Below are 16,845 nucleotides of genomic sequence, written 5' to 3'. Positions count from 1 at the left end.
GCATCATCCAATATTTCTTACATTCTAAATCATTACTGATTAAAAATCAAACGTTACTTTTTTCTCACGAAATAGCTCGAAAAATTATCCATGTGCACCTGGACTCCCAGCTTGATATAGCTGCTCATACACATCCTTGTTAACCATCCTCAGCCCAAACAATCTGCGGATACGCTGTCCAGGCTTGGCTTTGAAGGTCACTGTGGCTATATCCTTACCCTCCAGATATGCAGCCGGAATAGCGGCATTCACGTTGTAAAACTTGTCAGCCTCATCAAAGCCTTCACTAAAATGCTCAAGCAGATGACCGTTAATCCAAATATCAAAATCACAGTTTGGCATTTCCAGCGTAGCCGTATAGGTGATAACCAGCAGCATTGGAGCAATCGGATCTGTCTTCAAATCGAAAGAGAACCAGCCGTCAATTCCCGCATTCCGGTAAGGTCGGTTATTCACATATCCGGTGCGAGTCGAAGCATCTCCCTGAAAGTTGTGATCCCGCTCCGGCTGCATTTCTCCGGGTTGGGCAAAGTCAATCGTGCACTGCTCCAGAATCGCCAGCTTTTCGCGTGCTGCTGTGTATTCCTTTTCCGCCTCCTGCCATGCTTCCTTCGTAAAAATGTCCCAATAGACTGAATAGGTACGGTCATGCATTTTATACAGCGGAGACAGTTCCACATCTCGGGGATGCCCTGTATTTAAGGTACGGAATGTATTCGTTTTGCCCTCCACGGGCTGTATCCAATGATCCAGTTCTTCTGTTGGAGGGATGAATACCGGGGTATAGAGGAACTCTTTGGCTTTAGGATCTTCTAAAGGTCCCAGATCACCTGCCAGCACCAGCGGTCCATACATGACAGCCGCCCGATCCGGGTTATCTGGCATCTGCTCCAGTCTGAGCGACATCGGAATTGTCACCTCAACAACATCACCATCAAGCCAGGTTCTAGCGATAGAGACAAAGCTGCCCGGTTCTGATTCAGCCGACTGTTCCTTGCCGTTTACACAGATAGTGATCCCTTTTTCAGCCCAATAAGGATAGCGGATGAGCAGCATAAATGGTGCAGGTTGATCACATTGAATTTCCAGCGTGGTATGATCCGTGTCTGGATAGGACGTCGTTTGTTTTAGCATAACACCTGTGTCTTTCCATGCCAGCGTAGAAGCAATGAACTGATTGACATACAACTTATCGTGATCGTGAAAATATATGCCGCTACCGTAGCTCGCATGGTTTTCCATCCCTGTGCCCACACAGCATGTAAAATCATCAAATTTACTTTCAAAATGCTTGTGCCCGCCCATGGCCAGCGACAGAAAATACGTAACACCCCCGTGAACCGGGTCCTGAGAAGCCAAAATATGATTGAATAAACCTCGCTCATAAAAGTCCGCTTCCTTGGCAGAAACATTCCACTGAAACAGGTGATTAGTCAGCTTGAGCATGTTATAGGTGTTGCATGTCTCCGTCGTATGCGGTCCGATGCGATCATTCAAGCCATCCGGCGCGCCAAAATATTCTCCAAAGCTATTGCCGCCAATGACATACGAATGATGATCCACCACCCGCTCCCAAAAAAATTCTACCGTCTTCCGACGCTTCGTGTCATTCGTGAGCTCATATTCCTTGGCAAGCCCGATTAGTTTCGGTATCTGTGTATTGGCGTGAATGCCCTGTAAGCAATCCTCCTGTGAGCTAAGCGGGTCCAGCACCAGCTTGTGCCAGAAGCACTCAGCCAGCCGCAAGTAGCGCTCTTCCCCGGTATCCGCATACAAATCCGCCAATACCTCATTCATGCCTCCATATTCGCAAAACATCATCTGCTGCATCTGCTCATCGCTCATCGGCTTCAAAATTCCTTCGAGCCAGTCCGCCAGTTTGCACTCTACACCTAATGCCTTGTCACAGTCTGTCAAATGATACGCATCACGCAAACCAGCGAATAACTTGTGTAGTGTATACAAAGGAGCCCAGGCACCGTTCAGGTCAAAGCCCTTCGAACGAATATTTCCGGCAGATACCTCTTCAAAAAGTTCCTTTCCCCCAGGAATACCAGATACATATCCGTCACCATGCGCCGCCTGGCAAACATCCAGTTCATCCGTAATGTAATGTGCGATCTCCTTAAAACGTTCATCGCCTGTTGAAGCAAACATCATGGAGCAAGCGGACAAATAATGTCCCAGCGTATGACCAGAAATAGTCATCGCTTCCCAGCCTTCATATTGAGGCGCTTTGGGCGCAAGCCCGGCATATTCCCGAAAACGCGCCAGCAAACGATCAGGCTCAAGCTCCAACAGGTAAGATCGGTTTAGCTCCATCGCCTGCTTGAAGGGACCTTCAGCCAATACCACCTCGTTCAGTGCGAACGGCTTTGCTTTCATATGAGCCTTTGCTTTAAGAGTCATCTTCCGTTCCTCCTTTAAGGCAAATTTGGAGTAAAAAACGTATATTCAACCTAACGAGCCGTTACGCGCCGCTCCCAGAAGAGATTTGCCCCCACTGCTGGTACAGCTGCGTTCTCGCTTCTGTAATGCCGGGATGAAATTGAATTAGCGCATGTTTCCGTGCAAAATGAACCTCACGGATCGCCTCCTGCACCCGTTGTTCCCCGCCTGCTCCGCCAAGTCCAGCAGCATGGATCATGGAAGCGGCTGCTAATCGCCCTTGAGCCATGGCGACCAGCCCGCTTTCGATGCCGGTAATATTGCCGGCAACGTACAGTCCTTTGAGCGAGGTTTCCATTCGCTCACCATGCAGTGGAACATGCCCACCCAGCTCAGGGCTGTACACGAATTTGCACCCGGCTACCGCCGCCAGCTCGGCGAGCGGATACAAGCCGCCGCTCAGCGCCACGAAGTCGGCGGGTTCGACGCGCTCGCTGCCAGCAATCGGCGAGCCGTCCGGTTTAACGTGGACCAGGGTCACGGATTCGACCCGGTCCTGCCCGTTGACGGACTGCACTGCTGTCCGCAAACGGATCGGGATATCCCACAGACGGAAGCCTCTGTGGGGATAGCAGCGCGCGATGAGCTTCTCCATCCGCATCGTCGCTGCCAGCTTGCCGCCGGCGCGCATCCAGGCGGCAGGCGCCAACCCCGACAGCTGAAGCAGCAGCTTCGCGGAGGCTGTCGGATCTGCCGCTGCACCAGCCAGCGGACCCGCGCACGGCAGTGTAATCGCCGCTACCTTCACCCCGGCGACGGACAGCTCGCGGGCAATCGCCATCGACAATACGTTCATGCCTACAATAATGCCGCGTTCTCCCGGCTTGACGTAATGAACATTGGTCAGCACCTGCGCAGCCCCGATGGACATTACACCCGGTAACGTCCAGCCATCCAGCGGAACGGGAATCTCAGCCGCTCCGGTTGCCAGCAATACGTACTCAGCCGTGAGCAATCCACAGGAAGTGGAAATTTCCCACGTTGTCGTATATTCCATGCCATGTACGGAAACGCCACAGCGAATGTCCACTCCAAGCTCCGCGCAACGGGTAATCAGCTCATCCGAAACATGCTTTCCGATCCACCAGCCTTGACTGCCTTCCTCATGATATTGCCCGGGCATACGTCCACCCGGCTCAGTAAACTCATCCAGTACCGTGACTGGCAATCCTTGTTCAGCAGCCGATGCCGCTGCAGACAGTCCGGCCGGACCTGCGCCAATGACGATGAGATGTGCCATTTTATTCATGTCACAATTCTCCCTGTGATTTCATTCGAAAGCTGCCGTCCGGTTTCCACCACCATACCTTCTTCCAGCTTGGTCAGACAGGAACGAACCGTACCAAACGGATGAACCGTCAGACGGCATTCGTTACAGTGCCCAATAGCACAGTATACGCCCCTGGCCGTACCGGATTCCTCATGCCTTCTCAGCAAACGGACATCGCCGGCGAGGAGCGCTGCCGCTAGTGGTTCTCCAGCCAATCCCTGCATGGGACGACCATCAAACATGAAAGATACCTGCCGCCGCTCTGGCTTGGGTCCCAAAATCGGATGATTCACAATACGCGCACGGCTCATAGGGAACCTCCTTCTGCCAGCTGACCGAACGTTACGGGACGCACCGGGGGCCTTTGTGATAACAACTCCGCCTCTCGGCGGGCAGCAGGAACCTGATTGTAAAACCATGATTCCACTAATTGTCGGCATACCCTGCCCTGGCATGCCCCCATGGTCACCCGCGTAGCCATTTTAAGCTGGCGAACAGTATCCACACCCATGCGACAAGCCTGCTCCATCTGTGCAATACTCACTTCTTCACATCGACATACAAGCACATGGCCTGACGCGCCAAACGTTTTTGATTGCACACCCGGAGATCCAGCATACTGGTTTTCTGCGTACTGATTTTCTGCATAATGGGTCTTTTCCCCCTGCACTTCCGTCCTATCCGTGACACTTCGTTCCGTCGCGCGTTTACGCATAGCTGATCGCACAGGTTTTAATCGCTGAATAAAAATCCAGCGCCGCCTGACCCTGTTCCCGGGTATGTGAGCTTGACTGCTTCAGACCACCGAACGGAGACTGATACTCAACTCCCGCCGTCTCCTGATTAACCCGTACCATTCCCGCGTCCGCTTCATCCAGAAACCGATGAGCAAGCCGCAAATCGCGGGTGAACAGGGAAGCGCTTAACCCATAAATAGAATCATTGCACAGCCGAATCGCATCCTCAAAGTCGTCGGCCTGTATGACACTGATGACTGGGCCAAAAACCTCCTCCTGAATCAAGGTGTGGGACGAATCCAGACCAGCCGCCAGCAGTGGACGCACATAATACCCGTTATCTGTCCCGGCGGCGGCTCCACCTTCCGCCAAAATATCAGCTTCCCGGCGAGCTAGCGATACATAGGACATGACCTTCTCGTACTGACTCTTGGATGCCACAGGTCCGAGATACGCACCGGGGTCAAGCGCTGGAGCGATCTGGATTTTTTCCACCACTTGGCGTAAAGCTTCTGTGAACGTCTCATAGGCAGACCGTTCTACAATCACCCGGCTGGTGGCCGTGCATTTTTGTCCGGCTGATCGAAAGGCACCGCTGGCAATCATCGCCACCACCTGCGACACATCCGCGTCCTTCAGCACCACGGCAGCATTTTTGCCGCCCATCTCAGTCTGGTATTTGATGTTCCGACGTGCGCACCGTTCAGCAATGCCCAAACCTGTAGCGGTAGAACCCGTGAAGCTGACCGCCTCCAATGCTGGATGCTCCAGTAGGGCATCGCCTATACGACCCCCCTGCCCAATGACGAGATTCAGTACGCCGGGTGGAAGCTGCACCGCCTCGAATAGCTCAGCGATCCGTACTGCGGTTAATGAAGCATGTTCGGCAGGCTTCCAAATGACCGTATTGCCACACAAGAGTGCAGGAGCGATTTTCCACAGCGGAATCGCTACCGGAAAATTCCACGGCGTTATGACAGCCGTTACCCCCAGCGGGATACGCTTCGTGTATTGGAGTACTCCCAACTCATTCGAAGGAATGACTGTACCGATGGAACGTACACCCTCTGCCGCATAATATCGAAGCAGGTGGACACCTCGCATCACCTCTCCTCGCATCTCGGTAATCGGCTTGCCCATTTCTCTGCTGGCCAGCTCAGCCAATTCTAGTGCGGCTGTCTCCAACAACCCGGCTGCTTTGAACAAGTAAGCTCCCCGTGCTGCCGGGCTTAATGCTGCCCATCCTGCCTGTGCCAGTCGTGCTGCTTCCCCGGCCTGGGCAATATCACGCTCATTGGAGAAATGGACGACCCCCACTTCTTCCTGCAACGCCGAAGGATTACGAACCACCATCTCCTCGCCGGAAGGGCTCAGCCACTCACCGCCAATCCAATTTCGGCTCTCCATCGTCTTCACCCCCATTCAAGATGAAACCCCGCTCGGGCGAACTGCCACCTCAAAAGCTTCACGAATCCGGTCATAATCCGCCTGTGGCAACGCAAGTCTGGGCGGCCGTGTCGGACCGACCGGGAATCCAGCCAACTCCATCATATATTTGATGGACTGCACCAATTGCGGACTGGCATCGTAGTGGAACAGCGGCAATAGTCTGCGATACAACGCGGACGCTTCCGCCAAATTTCCCGCCTGCGCAAGCCGGAACAACTCTACTCCTTCTTTTGGTAACGCATTAGGTACCCCCGAAATCCAGCCTGTCGCGCCGAACAATGCTCCCTCCATCGCCAGATTATCTACTCCGACCATGACCTCCAGCTCTGTCTGGTCCAAAATAGCGTGAATACGCCGTACATCCCCGGAAAATTCCTTGACTGCTACAATATTCTCAATGTGTGACAAGTCCGCAAGAATATCCGGGGTCAGGTCAACCTTGTAATCATGGGGGTTGTTATACGCAATGATCGGCAGGCCCACCTCTGACAATGCTTCATAGTGAGTCGTTACCTCATGGGGCAATGGATTATAATTAATGGGCGGCAACGCCATGACACCCGCTGCCCCGGCATCCTTGGCATGCTGCACCCAATGTACCGCCTGTTTAGTGGATGGAGCGGCCGAGCCGACTACAACAGGAACACGTCCCGCCGCAGCGTCAATGACCGTATGCACCACCTGCGATCGTTCCTCTGGAGACAAAGCAGCATACTCTCCCAGCGATCCCGTAGGTACCAGTCCGCTAATACCGCTTGCAATCAGATGCTCGCACAGCTCGGTCAGACGCTTGTAGTCGACCTCCATCTCTGCCGTGAACGGTGTAACCAAGGCCACATATACACCTTCAAAACGTGCCATATGCTCACCTACCCTCTCCCATTTTTATTTTCTTATTTAAATGATGCAAAATGCTCACATCAGCAAAAATCCTTCTCTCAGCGGGTCGTCAGGGTCCAGCACAAATTGATGATGTCCCGTCACCCAAGCCGAGCCTGTAATTTGCGGAATCACGGCCGGATAAGGACCTACCTGCGTCTCGCCCACAATTTCAGCCCGAAACATGGAGCCTGTGATGCTTTCATGCACAAACGGCTCGTGCAAGCCCAGCTTTCCCTTGGCGTGCAGCACCGCTACCTTGGCCGAGGTTCCTGTGCCACAAGGGGAGCGATCGATACCGCCTGGCGGAATGACGACAACATTGCGACAATCGGCCTGTGAAGCCACGGGTTCTCCGTAAAATTCAATATGCGTCAATCCTTGAATAACCGGATTTTCAGGATGTACTACCTCAACAGCAGCATTCACTGCCTCCCGAATCTGTACCGCTGTTCGTACAATTTTTGCTCCATTGCTCTGATCCAGGACAAGACCGATGGAGGCCGCCTCTATAATGCCGTAAAAGTTTCCTCCATAGGCAATATCAAGAGTAACTCGACCGATGTCCTCTACCTGAACCTCCACCTCACGGCGGTACACAAAGGAAGGAATATTGGTGAACGTTACTTGTTTCACCTTGCCCTCATCTATATCCAGCCGTACTTGAACCGGGCCTGCCGGAGTGTCCAGCAATATAGATTTTTTATCCGCAGCAATCAGGCCACCTTCCACCAGTGCCGTGCAGACGCCAATCGTATCGTGACCACACATCGGCAAATAGCCGCCTGTTTCTATAAAGACCACACCCATATCTGCAGCTGGATGACAAGGCTCTGTTAAAATGCAGCCTGACATCACCTCATGACCACGCGGCTCAAACATCAGCAGACGGCGAAAATCATCATGGTGCGCTGCCATATAAGTCATCTTTTCTAGCATGGTATACCCTACCAGCTTAGGCGCGCCGTGGATGACTGTCCGCGTCGGATTGCCTCCCGTATGAGTATCAATCGTAGTAATTCTGCCCGCTGCACTCATCCAGTTACCTCCCCGTGAATATCGTGGCTGGTAAAAGCCTCTCCGAATCGGTCATAACGCAGCGGCTCTACCGGAATACAAGTGGGTTCGCCGCGTACCATTTCGGTCACCAGCTTACCCGTAACCGCCGCCAGGCTAATACCATCTCCTTCATGGCCTGAAGCGATAAATAGCCCCGGTACTTCATCCACTGCGGATATGATGGGCAAATGATCAGGGGTCCATGGACGCAAACCCGTATACGCTCTCATCAGCGGCACATTGGCTAAGGCAGGAAAGAAGCGAATGGCTCTGCGGGCGATTAAGCGAATCACCTGCTGATCGACACCTGTATCCATACCGACAAACTGACGGCTGCTGCCAATCAAAATGTTCTGGGATGCGGTGGGCTCAAATACCAGCGCTACACCGTATTTTTCATAAACCTCATCTACACTCCGCTGACCTCCGAACTTGCTCATCAGATAACCGAACTCCATCACCTTGCGGTTTCCGATCGAAGGCATTCGGGCAGACACCAGTATATGTCCTTTGCGCGGTATAATCGGAAGGTCCAAACCTACCGAATCACCGATGCTGCGTGTCCATACACCTGCGGCCAACACTACTGCATCAGCATGGATCACGCCGTTTGGCGTCTCCACTCCGCAGGCGTTTCCCCTTTCGTCCTTGAGAACCGACTGTATCGGCATGCGCGGCAATAGCCTGGCTCCCATCCGACGCGCGGCCCTGGCCAGGGCATACGTCATCTGCACCGGATTTACAGTAGAATCTGTCGCACACTCCAGTCCGCCCGGCAAATCTTTGGCTAGATGCGGCCATTCCTCTTGCAAATCCTGCTGATCCAGCATGCGAAACGGAAGCCCTTCCTGCTGCTGGCGGGTGACCCACTGCTCTGCGGCCTGCATCTCATGGTCGTTTTCACAGACCAGAATACTTCCAGGCGCACGATACTCAAATTCATCTTCCAGTTCCTTAGCCAGCTCTGCCACCAGCTTCTGTGATAACAGTGACATCCGACTGTCAAAGCCGGGCTCTTTGTCGATTGCCAATATATTTCCATCACATCGGGAAGAAGTACCTCCAGCAATTTCCCCTCGTTCAGCCAGCACGACCTTCATACCAGATTTAGCTGCATAATAAGCGATAGCTGTACCGATGATTCCACCGCCTACAATGACCAGATCCGCCGCATCGTGTTTCATTCGTTTTCCCTCCCTTCAACCGTTTCCATATGAATGGAAAACAATCCGGCGGCTTGCCCCAAAGCTCTATTTTGGCAAGTTGCTTTATAGTCATTCAGCCCCATCCAAGTTCAGTCAAGACATTCGGGACAGCCACCTCTTGGGGGCATTCATTACAGCTTGAGCGTAAAGGTTTGTGTGACAGGCTTGCTCAGCTCGTCATAATCCCGCAGCTGTATGGTGAACGTATACGTCTTGTTGGCTGCTCCGCTGTCTGCTTTTCCGCTAATCGTTCCTGTAAAGCGGTTCAGTGTAAAGCCTGTGGGCAGTTGACCGCCGGTCACCGTCCAATCGTAAAATGGTACGCCTCCCTTGGCTTCCAGCTTGGCCGTGTATGTCTTTCCTTTGACGGGTGCTGGCAGTTGCTTTGTTATGATTTCTGGCGCGAGGAAAGGAGTCAGGTCCTTGCGCAGCGGCCAGCCTGCCTTTTCTGCTACAAGCAGCGAAAGCTTCGTGTTCATCCAGCGCCGGGTCGGGAACAGGTGGCGCCAGCCTCCATTTTGTCCGCTCAATCTATCGACCTCTGCAAGCTCTCCAGAGAGATGATAGCTGTCGTCCAATGCAGCCGGTCTGGGCTGATAGGCCATAATATCGGGGTCATTGCCAGCCGCTTCCTTCAGCGCCTTGACGCCTGGGAACGTGTCGCTGAATACAATTGCATGACCGAATTCGTGCATGATCAGCCCATGCACATCCGTCACCTTGGACAGATCGGATTGATACCATTCTTCATCGTCCACCGATGTGAATGGAATGGCATCATCATAGAAATCCAGGATCAGACTATAGGAACGGTTTAAGTTCCCTGGGACGGTCACACCGTTACGTGTATGATAATTGCCATTCGCTGCCGGAAAGCCCGTAGAATACGGCCCATTTAGCCCTCTCATAAATACCCACATGCCTTTGTAGGGTTTGTTATTCGTCACCTGTATTTCATTTTGCCAATCATCTCCTGGCAGATGGTTTACTTCCGCATTGGCAGGAACCTCATCAAACGGCTTCAGATCAAAGAAATAGAACCAGTCCTTCACTGCCAGCTCTGCGGCTTTTTTGGTAGCCGCGTCATTGAAATAAGGCTTGATCGTATCGAATCTGTAGTCAAAATGGAGGGGGATTGTGGGTTCTTCATTATCGTCCTGATCCAGCACACGAATCGGAATAGACTGAGTGGTTGTGTGGCCGTTATTTTCGGCAACGGACATAGACAATGTATAGTTCTCTATTTCACCGTTTCCTCCAATCCGGTCAGGATGAATGGCCAGCCGGAAATCCTTTTCCTCCTGTGCATTGGCAAAGGTCAGCGTTTTGCTTGCTCCTTGCGCCGACAGCGTACTTGGCAAATCCATCATCAGTCGGGACGTGCCTTGCGCTTTTAACGTAACGGTTAACGGAAAAGCGGCATTGGCAGGCGGCTTCACTTTTAGCTTCACATATGGGTTCGCCAGATACCCTTGCCAATCGACCAGATCTATACCATAGTCGTTCACCGTCCGGCTAAAGATGTCGATGACTTTTACATCCGATTCTGCCTCGGCATAAGCCTGTTGACCCGGAAGAACTGGTGTCAAAGCCACAATGAGAGAAGTTGCCAGTGTGATCAGCCATACTTTGGTTTTCCTTTTACGCGTGTTCATTTGATCCCTCCATCTCGTTTTTTGGGATGATTTTAAAACTATGGATAGTTACCTATAATGCACTGCGTTTTATAACAAAAGCAGCTCCTTGGGCGAGGCAGTCAGCACCTTGGCACCGTCATCTGTGATCAGTACATCGTCCTCAATCCGAACTCCGCCGAAGCCTGGAATATAAATGCCCGGTTCCACGGTAATGACATGTCCTGGTACAAGCACAGATTGGCTCTCACGGGACAGTCGCACCTGCTCATGAATCTCCAAGCCAAAGCCGTGGCCCAATCCGTGACCAAACTGTTCTCCATAGCCATAGGAGGCAATCACATTCCGTCCCAGACTGTCTCCCTCCCGACCGCTCATGCCAGGGCGAAGTCCTGCAATCGTCGTCATATTCGCTTCCAGCACAATAGCATACAGTTCCTCGTGCCGTTCTGATGGATTGCCGACGAATACGGTACGCGTAATATCAGACAGATAACCACGCACATTTGCGCCAAAATCCATCGTGACAAACTCGTTCTGACCAATTTCCTTGTCACTGGCCAGTCCGTGGGGCAGGGCCGAGCGTTCACCTGAAGCAACAATGAACGCAAAACCGCCTGATTCCGCGCCTGCGAGCCGGAGCTGATATTCCAGTTCCGCCGCAATCCGCCGCTCTGTAACTCCAGGCTGAATATAATTCAGCACTTCCGTAAAGGCGGCATCGGTAATGCGCGCAGCTTCACGGATGGTGTGAATCTCTTCCTCGTCCTTCACGTCACGCAGCCGTTCAATTACATCCTCCGTTGGCACGTATTCCAACGATCCTAGTGCGGCTTGAAGCTGTCCTGACTGTTGAAGTGAGACATGCCGACTCTCTAGACCCAGTCTACGAACACCCAATTTACTTGTGAGGTCAGCGATGGTCTGGAAGATTTGTGCCTCATGCCGAATAACTGAATATTCTGCTGCCTGATCTGTTGCCTGCAACATATAGCGGAAATCCGTCACCAACAAAGCCTCTTCCTGCGTAACGAGCGCAATTCCGGCGGAGCCTGTAAATCCGGTCATATATCGTCGATTGGGTCCATGTGTAATAAGTAGTGCATCTATCCCTAGAGCCGGGAATTCCGAGCGTAACCGAGCCAGTCTGCCTGGAACACCCTGTAACCGTTTTGCTGAACCGTTGGGTTTATCCAAAGCTACATCAGCCTCCTTCTAGCCTTTAATCCCTGTCAGTGTGATGCCTTCAATAAAATAGCGTTGTCCGATAAAAAATATCAGGACGATCGGAGCCAAAATCGTGCTGGATGCCGCCATCAGGTAAGGCCAATTGGTATTGTTCAATCCCCGAAAAGTCGCCAGCCCCAGCGCCAGTGTAAAATGCTTTTCGTCACTCAAATAAATAATCGGGCCCAAAAAGTCGTTCCACACATCAATAAAGGTAAATATCCCGATCACGATCAATGCAGGCGAAGATAAAGGAATAATGACGCGCCATAATACAGTTAGCGGTGTACCTCCATCCATATAAGCGGCTTCGTCCAGATCGCGCGGAATCGTCAGCATAAATTGTCGCATCAGAAAGATGTTGAACGCCCCTCCACCAAACCATGCAGGAACAATCAGCGGCAGAAATGTATTCAACCCGCCCAGTTCACGCCACATGACGAAAGTAGGTATGAGCGTCACCGCATAAGGCAGCATCATCGATCCGATCAGCAGAGAAAAAATCAGATTACGTCCAGGCCAGCGCAGGCGGGCAAAGGTAAACGCCGACACAATCGAGGTCATCATTACTCCTGCCAGCACACACACCTCAATGATGAACGTATTCAGAAAATACCTGCCGAACGGTACCGAAGTCAGTGCTTCTGGGTAATTGCTCCATTGAAAAGGAGAGGGTATCCACTCTGGCGGGAATACGAAAATTTGCGATGTTCCCATCAGAGAGCTACGAATGAGCCATACAAATGGCAACAGCATTAAAACACTGCCTATCATTAAAACGATATACAGTACGATGCGACTGATTTGGAATGGTTTGGAACGGGCGGCGGTAGCAGGACTTCGGGAGCGTTCAGGCTGTGGAAGTGGATGTTGCGGTGTGTCTGAAGGTTTGACAGAAGAAGTAACCTGATTCATGAACGTTCCCCCCCTTCATAGTGAACCCACTTTTTGGACGTGGAGAAAATCAGAACAGTTAGGACCATAATGACGAAAAATAAGATCCAGGCCAGCGCTGAGGCGTAGCCGATTTTCGTCTCCGTAAAGGCTGTGCGCCACAGGTAGAACACATAGAACAGGGTTGAATTGTTAGGTCCCCCGTTTGTCATGACATACGCCTGATTGAATGCCTGAAAGGTGCTAATTAAAGACATAACCAAATTGAAGAAGATGGTTGGTGTCATCGAGGGAATCGTAATATGGAAAAATTTATGCAGTCTATTGCCGCCGTCTACCTCAGCTGCTTCATACAGATGGGTGGGAACCGACTGAAGTCCCGCCAAAAAGATAATGACCGTATTCCCGATCCCCCAGGTGCTCATCATGATCAGCGAGGGTATTGCAGTATTCTCGTCATAAATCCATTTGCTCCCCGGCAGGCCAACACTCTCCAGCAGTGAATTCAACAGACCAAAATCAGGATTGAACATCCACAGCCACAGCATCGTGTTGGCAATACTCGGCACAATGGTAGGTAAATAGTAAATCGTGCGGAACACCGACAAACCTTTTACCTTTTGATTTAATAGCAGTGCAATGATAAAAGCTGCCGCCAAGCCTAGAGGTACGCTGCCCAGTGCATAATACGTGGTCACGAACATGGATTGGGAAAAGGTAGTATCCTCGGTCAAAATGGTTCGGTAATTATCCAATCCAATAAAGGTCATCTGTCCACCAATCGTCCAATCGGTCAAGCTGAATACGAACGATGCCACAATCGGTCCAATCGTAAATATCATTAATCCCAGGATGGCAGGCAGCGCGAATAGCAGACCCCAGTTTCGCTCCATGCGCATCATTCCTGATTTTGGTCGCTTCATGGGCCGTTCTCCTTTCGCAGCTGTCCTGCCGCATTATTCATCCGGATACACTCCTTGAAGTAGTGGCTGAATAATGGGTTCCAGTTCATCCAGCGCCTGCTGCGGCGTCTTCTTGTTCGTCCAGATTAGATCCAGCCCTGGGGTCAGCTTGGAACCAATATCAGGCCAGTTGCGAAGAGTCGAAGTTGACGGCTTGATCGCATAATCTCTGGCATACTCAATGCCAGCCTGTTGAAATTCCGGTGGATGTGCGGCATTATTCGTCCACGACTGGATGGCCTGCTCGTCGGTATAATATTTTTCTTCGATAGGCATCCACAGACCGGACTTGAACAGATCCACCTTTTCAGGATTGTTATGGTACAAATAAAATTCGAGCGCTTCTTTCGGGTGCTTGGTGCTCTGGAAAATAACTGTGGCCCCCGCAACGATCATCGTTTTGGGCTCTTTAAGCTTCGGCAAAACGCCGATACTCCATTGCAGCTGCTTGTTGTTTGAAAAATCGAGCAGGGACCATGTTCCGTCTACCACCATAGCCACCTTTTTAGTCTGGAGCCGAATCGTATTGGACGGCATGTCCTGCTGTTGGATCAAATCAGGAGAAACATGCTCCTTGAAAACCAGATCTTGCAGCTTCTGAAACACCTCTACCGACTCAGGGCGGTTCAGAGTATACTTCTTGCCTGTTTTGTCGGTTAAACCTCCGCCATTGCTTGCTAAGAGCGGCCCCCAGGAGCTGCGGTCGTTGCCAAAGGCAAAGCCGTATTGCACAATATTTTTCGGATCAAATCCGCTGTCTCCCGGGTGCTTGCCATTCTGATCCTTGGTCAGCTTTTTGGCAATCTCCAGGAATTCATCCCATGTCCACGCTTTTTCAGGATCAGCCGGAGGAACGGGTACCCCTGCTTCTGTAAACAATTCCTTGTTGTAAAATAGCTGCATCACTTCCAACGCAGTGTAATTGCCGATAGACTTGCCAGGTTCGCTGTAAAGATAGGAGGATTTGAGCTTGTTTTTTAATTCGGGATATTCGTCATAATAGGAGGATAAATCTAGGAGTCTACCTTCACTTGCCCATTTCATCGTGAGCGAATCGCCCAGGTAGGCGATATCAGGAAGCTGATTGGCAGCCATTAAAGTGTTAATTTTCGTGGTGTAGTCACCAGGAACATGCTCGCCCTTCACCCGAATGTTCGGATGGGATGCATTAAAGCTTTGAATCATCTTTTCCATCGCCTGCTTTTCGTCATTGCTCCCCCAGTACATAAACTTGAGTTCGACCGCATTGGGATTAGCCGGTTCGCCAGCGCTACCACTGCACGCCGTCAGCCCTGTCAGCATCGCCGTCATCACCAGAGCCATCCATGTCCGTAACCTTCGTTTTCGCAAATCAACCGGCCCCTTCCTGAACTGGTTTCTCCTTACAAGCCTATTATGCGCCGAGAGCCCGAAGCCGACCACCTAACGACTCCAGACTCTCTTTGTTTTGGTATGATTTTTTTAACAGCGCGTTTACAAAAATGTTTTGCGGAATTCCGTTGGCGTTAATCCGGTATGCTTTTTAAAGGCAATACTAAAATAGTTCGTATCTGCGAAGCCCACAGCCTCCGCCACCTCTGCCACCTTGCGATTCGGGTCCAACAGCAATTCCCGGGCTCGCTCGAAGCGCACACGCGTCTGGTACTCAGCGAAGCTTTCACCTGTAACCTGCTTAAAACGGGCACTCAAATACTTGGGACTCATATTCATGTACGCTGCAAGACGGTTCAATCCGCCATCCTCCTGAAGGTGCTCACGAATCCATTCCTTGGCCCGTTGGAATTTGCGCGGAATCCCCTTTTCGCGCGATTCCCGCACTTGGCGACCCACCCGGACAAAATAGCGTGATACATAATCAATCATCTCAGGTCCGTGCCGCAATCGGGACAGTTCCAATAATGGGTCCTGCTGCTGTATGGATGTTTGTCCTTCGGATGCATCGCTCTGAACAATACGCATAACGAACAGAACAAGCTGAGTGACGATCATTTTCACCTGATTGACAGGCAAGCCCGCTAATTGTCCAGACCATTCCTGCAAAATCGCATGTACGGCAGCATCATTGCCGGCACGAATTTCCGTAATCATCAGCAATTCCTTCTCCAGCAAATGACTACTGTTCGGCTCAGCCGCCTGAATGCTCTCGAAGGGGATGATCTGGCTATAGCCCACCCACCCCCGATGCTCCACAGCCTGTACTGCTTCCTCATATGCTTCAGGAAGCTGCTCCATCCGTTGTACGGGACGGCTAATCCCAATGGACATCCCCTGGCTCAATCGTTCCTGCACCGCCTGACGAATCTGCCGGGCCGTCTGCTCCGCTGCCCTGCAAGATGCCGCCGCCAGCAGTACAACACGCCGATCACGGGAAACCGCCGCACCATGCGCCTTCGTACCGGCTGCTGCCGCAGCCTCCCAAGCCAACTCAGCGAATACATGCGTGCTCTTATTGGCAGAACTCTGCGACTCGTTAGGAGCGGATGCTACCTGCTGCGAGGCCTCCTCCAGCTCACAGCACAGCACAGTATAAGGCGGTCTGCTCGTCTCGCCGAAAAATCCCAGCCCGTCCATCTCCTGAACGACCTCGGCTGCGGGGCGCCGCTGCTGGAGCAGATCCAGCAGCAAGTGCTCCCTGTACAATGGCTCCAATGAACGATGACGGTGAATAGCTTCCTCCTCGCTTCTACGCCATTGCGCAATGCGATCCTCAGCCCGTCTCAGAGCTGCTTCAAAGTCTTCGCTTGTCACTGGCTTGAGTAAATAATCAACCGCTTGAAGCGAAACGGCCTGACGAATATACGTCATGGATTCGTACCCTGTCAGGAATAACAGCGGGGTCTGCTGATCCTTTTCCCGAATGGTTTTGGCTATGTCCAGCCCACTCATATCCGGTAAATTAATATCCAGTAAAATCATGTCCGGTCGCCGCTCTGTATACAACCGTAATGCCGTTGCGCCGTCCTCCGCCATATCACTGACTTCCACTGACAGGCCACTTTCCGCCACCATCAGCCTCAGTCCTTCCCGAATATGATATTCGTCGTCCACAATCAGCAGCCGGTACATGCCATCCTCCCCTTT

General features: G+C 51.8%; 14 protein-coding genes. All 14 read right to left on the bottom strand.

Annotation, left to right across the window (positions count from 1 at the left end):
- Positions 1-84: 84 nt before the first annotated feature.
- Positions 85-2,409: a glycoside hydrolase family 127 protein gene (locus MKX36_RS04980; protein ID WP_340864319.1), complete on the bottom strand. Its 2,325-nt coding sequence runs from the start codon at positions 2,407-2,409 to the stop codon at positions 85-87.
- 61 nt (positions 2,410-2,470) lie between these two features.
- Positions 2,471-3,697 (bottom strand): NAD(P)/FAD-dependent oxidoreductase, encoded by a 1,227-nt coding sequence (locus MKX36_RS04975; RefSeq protein WP_174820619.1) that lies wholly within the window; start codon positions 3,695-3,697, stop codon positions 2,471-2,473.
- The gene (locus MKX36_RS04970) at positions 3,694-4,029 is read right to left on the bottom strand and encodes a (2Fe-2S)-binding protein (protein ID WP_340864318.1); all 336 of its coding nucleotides are present in this window, start codon (positions 4,027-4,029) and stop codon (positions 3,694-3,696) included. Before MKX36_RS04970 ends, MKX36_RS04975 begins: the two co-directional genes overlap by 4 nt.
- Positions 4,026-4,433, bottom strand: a complete 408-nt coding sequence (locus MKX36_RS04965; RefSeq protein WP_340864317.1) for a (2Fe-2S)-binding protein — start codon at positions 4,431-4,433, stop codon at positions 4,026-4,028. Before MKX36_RS04965 ends, MKX36_RS04970 begins: the two co-directional genes overlap by 4 nt.
- Complete coding sequence (locus MKX36_RS04960) at positions 4,426-5,862, bottom strand: aldehyde dehydrogenase family protein (protein WP_340864316.1); 1,437 nt, start codon at positions 5,860-5,862, stop codon at positions 4,426-4,428. Before MKX36_RS04960 ends, MKX36_RS04965 begins: the two co-directional genes overlap by 8 nt.
- A gap of 15 nt (positions 5,863-5,877) precedes the next feature.
- A complete protein-coding gene (locus tag MKX36_RS04955) occupies positions 5,878-6,765 on the bottom strand; it encodes a dihydrodipicolinate synthase family protein (RefSeq protein ID WP_025364158.1) in 888 nt (295 codons plus the stop codon).
- Between the two features lie 54 nt (positions 6,766-6,819).
- Positions 6,820-7,821 (bottom strand): proline racemase family protein, encoded by a 1,002-nt coding sequence (locus tag MKX36_RS04950; protein WP_340864315.1) that lies wholly within the window; start codon positions 7,819-7,821, stop codon positions 6,820-6,822.
- Positions 7,818-9,026 carry an NAD(P)/FAD-dependent oxidoreductase gene (locus MKX36_RS04945; RefSeq protein ID WP_340864314.1) on the bottom strand — a complete coding sequence of 403 codons (1,209 nt, stop codon included), beginning with the start codon at positions 9,024-9,026 and terminating at the stop codon, positions 7,818-7,820. Before MKX36_RS04945 ends, MKX36_RS04950 begins: the two co-directional genes overlap by 4 nt.
- Positions 9,027-9,178: 152 nt before the next feature.
- Complete coding sequence (locus MKX36_RS04940) at positions 9,179-10,702, bottom strand: Ig domain-containing protein (RefSeq protein ID WP_340864313.1); 1,524 nt, start codon at positions 10,700-10,702, stop codon at positions 9,179-9,181.
- A 69-nt stretch (positions 10,703-10,771) separates the two neighbouring features.
- The gene (locus tag MKX36_RS04935) at positions 10,772-11,878 is read right to left on the bottom strand and encodes a M24 family metallopeptidase (RefSeq protein ID WP_016821429.1); all 1,107 of its coding nucleotides are present in this window, start codon (positions 11,876-11,878) and stop codon (positions 10,772-10,774) included.
- Between the two features lie 18 nt (positions 11,879-11,896).
- The gene (locus MKX36_RS04930) at positions 11,897-12,823 is read right to left on the bottom strand and encodes a carbohydrate ABC transporter permease (protein WP_016821430.1); all 927 of its coding nucleotides are present in this window, start codon (positions 12,821-12,823) and stop codon (positions 11,897-11,899) included.
- Positions 12,820-13,725 carry a carbohydrate ABC transporter permease gene (locus MKX36_RS04925; protein ID WP_017426328.1) on the bottom strand — a complete coding sequence of 302 codons (906 nt, stop codon included), beginning with the start codon at positions 13,723-13,725 and terminating at the stop codon, positions 12,820-12,822. The genes MKX36_RS04930 and MKX36_RS04925 overlap by 4 nt, the downstream gene beginning before the upstream one ends.
- A gap of 33 nt (positions 13,726-13,758) precedes the next feature.
- Complete coding sequence (locus tag MKX36_RS04920; protein ID WP_225164849.1) at positions 13,759-15,114, bottom strand: ABC transporter substrate-binding protein; 1,356 nt, start codon at positions 15,112-15,114, stop codon at positions 13,759-13,761.
- Between the two features lie 123 nt (positions 15,115-15,237).
- A complete protein-coding gene (locus MKX36_RS04915; protein WP_167438328.1) occupies positions 15,238-16,830 on the bottom strand; it encodes a response regulator in 1,593 nt (530 codons plus the stop codon).
- Between the last annotated feature and the right edge of the window lie 15 nt (positions 16,831-16,845).

Source organism: Paenibacillus sp. FSL W8-0439 (assembly GCF_038008995.1).
GTDB lineage: Bacteria > Bacillota > Bacilli > Paenibacillales > Paenibacillaceae > Paenibacillus > Paenibacillus polymyxa.
The sequence above is the reverse complement of the archived record's forward strand: the minus strand, read 5'-3'. Positions and strand labels throughout refer to the sequence as shown.

Coding starts and splice junctions, on each gene's coding strand:
- MKX36_RS04915 (WP_167438328.1), bottom strand. CDS start 16,830: ATGTACCGGCTGCTGATTGTGGACGACGAATATCATATTCGGGAAGGA.
- MKX36_RS04970 (WP_340864318.1), bottom strand. CDS start 4,029: ATGAGCCGTGCGCGTATTGTGAATCATCCGATTTTGGGACCCAAGCCA.
- MKX36_RS04945 (WP_340864314.1), bottom strand. CDS start 9,026: ATGAAACACGATGCGGCGGATCTGGTCATTGTAGGCGGTGGAATCATC.
- MKX36_RS04955 (WP_025364158.1), bottom strand. CDS start 6,765: ATGGCACGTTTTGAAGGTGTATATGTGGCCTTGGTTACACCGTTCACG.
- MKX36_RS04980 (WP_340864319.1), bottom strand. CDS start 2,409: ATGACTCTTAAAGCAAAGGCTCATATGAAAGCAAAGCCGTTCGCACTG.
- MKX36_RS04965 (WP_340864317.1), bottom strand. CDS start 4,433: ATGCGTAAACGCGCGACGGAACGAAGTGTCACGGATAGGACGGAAGTG.
- MKX36_RS04960 (WP_340864316.1), bottom strand. CDS start 5,862: ATGGAGAGCCGAAATTGGATTGGCGGTGAGTGGCTGAGCCCTTCCGGC.
- MKX36_RS04925 (WP_017426328.1), bottom strand. CDS start 13,725: ATGAAGCGACCAAAATCAGGAATGATGCGCATGGAGCGAAACTGGGGT.
- MKX36_RS04950 (WP_340864315.1), bottom strand. CDS start 7,821: ATGAGTGCAGCGGGCAGAATTACTACGATTGATACTCATACGGGAGGC.
- MKX36_RS04930 (WP_016821430.1), bottom strand. CDS start 12,823: ATGAATCAGGTTACTTCTTCTGTCAAACCTTCAGACACACCGCAACAT.
- MKX36_RS04975 (WP_174820619.1), bottom strand. CDS start 3,697: ATGAATAAAATGGCACATCTCATCGTCATTGGCGCAGGTCCGGCCGGA.
- MKX36_RS04940 (WP_340864313.1), bottom strand. CDS start 10,702: ATGAACACGCGTAAAAGGAAAACCAAAGTATGGCTGATCACACTGGCA.